Source organism: Streptomyces sp. NPDC002734 (assembly GCF_040295685.1).
Classification (GTDB): domain Bacteria; phylum Actinomycetota; class Actinomycetes; order Streptomycetales; family Streptomycetaceae; genus Streptomyces.
In genome coordinates, this window is record NZ_JBEOVU010000075.1 from 1 (window position 1) to 1,669 (window position 1,669).

Genomic DNA, 1,669 nt, shown 5'->3' on the forward strand with positions numbered 1-1,669 from the left:
AGAAGTTGTTGTCCTTCCGTCCGCGCGCTCGCTCTTGATCGAACAGGGCCCTGGATCGGGTGAGTTGGCGACGGGGTGCGCATGAAGAAAGGGCCTCCTGGTAGCTCACGGTTGTCGAAGCCAGAGCGGCAGGAGGCCCTGTGTCGCAGTTGTACGTCGTGACGTCCGTGCAGTCCAGTTCGCCCACCCGTGGGTGTGACTGTCTCGCCCACAGGTTCGGGAACGCGGCTGATCATCCGGACCGTGAGCCCCGTTACGGCTCTGACATGACGGACGGCGAGTGGGCGGTGGTGCGGCAGTCGTTCCCGACGCCGGGCTGGATGGAGGGCCGGGGCGGCCGGCCGGAAAGCTACTGCCACCGGCAGATGATCGACGCGGTGCGCTACCTGGTCGACAACGGCGTCAAGTGGAGGTCCCTGCCGGTCGACTTCCCGCCGTGGGACCGTGTCTACGCGTTCTTCCGCCGCTGGCGCGACGATGAACTGGTTCATGAACTTCATGACCGGCTACGCGCGAGGGTCCGGTTGTCGGAGGGCCGGGACGCCGAGCCGAGTGCCGCCGTGGTGGACTCGCAGTCGGTGCGAGCGGGCGCCACCGTCAAGAACGTCTCCCGCGGCTTCGACGGCGGGAAGAAGATCAACGGCCGCAAGCGGCATCTGATCGTGGACTGTCTCGGTCTGCTGCTGGATGTGCTGGTCACCCCGGCCTCGACGCCGGATCGGGACGCCGCCCGCATGATGCTCCCCGTCGTCCGGGACCGTTTCCCGGCACTGCGGCGTGTGTGGGCCGACGGCGGTTACACCGGCCATCTCCTCGACTGGGCCGCCCAGCAACTCGGACTCGTCGTGGAGGTCGTCAAGCGCAATGACCACCGGGCCGGCTTCGCCGTTCTGCCCCGCCGGTGGGTCGTCGAGAGAACCTTCGCCTGGCTGATGCGGACCCGGCGCCTGGCCCGCGATTACGAAACCCGGCCCGCCAGCAGCCAGGCCATGATCCTCTGGTCGACGACCATGATCTGCGGCCGTCGCCTCGCCCGCCTCACTCCCGCCCGGACCCCGCGGCTGCACTGGCCGACGACAGCATGAACCGGCCGGGCCGGACCTCCACCAGCCAGCCGCGTTCCACCAGCCGCTTCAGCCTCGATCGCGCACCCTCGACGCGGGTCGCCAGCGACGAGTCCCAGCCCAGCAGCACCGCGACCTGCCTCGCCGACAACCCCTCACCACCGACCTGGCCCGCCGCCTCCATGATCCGGCGATAGTCCGGGCCCAGCACGTCCACCGGCACTCCGTCCCGTTTGCGGGCCACGGTCCTGCGCGGCTCGACCACCTCCGCCGGCTCCTTGTCCACGACCGGCACGGCCTCCTCGGCCGCTTCGGCGTCCTGTTCGGCCAGGGCCTCGAGATACTGCTCCAGCCCGATCACCCGCTGGTTCAGCACCTCTTCGGCTTCCGTGAGAGCTGCTCGCACCCGCTCAAACTCGGCACGCAGTTCCTCCACCCGCACCAGCGCGGTCTTCTCACGACGCTCGAGCACAGCCCGCATCGACGGCATCGACGGACCTCCACCCACCTGGGAAACAAGACCCGCTCAGACTGCCTCGACAACGAGAACAGTACGTCTGACCAGCAGAAACCCGCACATCAGGTTCGGAAGGACAACAGCTTCT

2 protein-coding genes are annotated in these 1,669 nt (G+C 68.3%); one reads left to right on the forward strand and one right to left on the reverse strand.

What is annotated here, in order from left to right:
• The first annotated feature begins 266 nt into the window (after positions 1 to 266).
• Positions 267 to 1,085, forward strand: a complete 819-nt coding sequence (locus ABT026_RS32095; RefSeq protein WP_351118727.1) for an IS5 family transposase — start codon at positions 267 to 269, stop codon at positions 1,083 to 1,085.
• Here the strand turns inward: ABT026_RS32095 and ABT026_RS32100 are convergent.
• Entirely contained in the window at positions 1,039 to 1,554 is a 516-nt protein-coding gene (locus ABT026_RS32100) for a hypothetical protein (RefSeq protein WP_351118728.1), read from the reverse strand. The genes ABT026_RS32095 and ABT026_RS32100 overlap by 47 nt on opposite strands.
• Positions 1,555 to 1,669 lie beyond the last annotated feature (115 nt).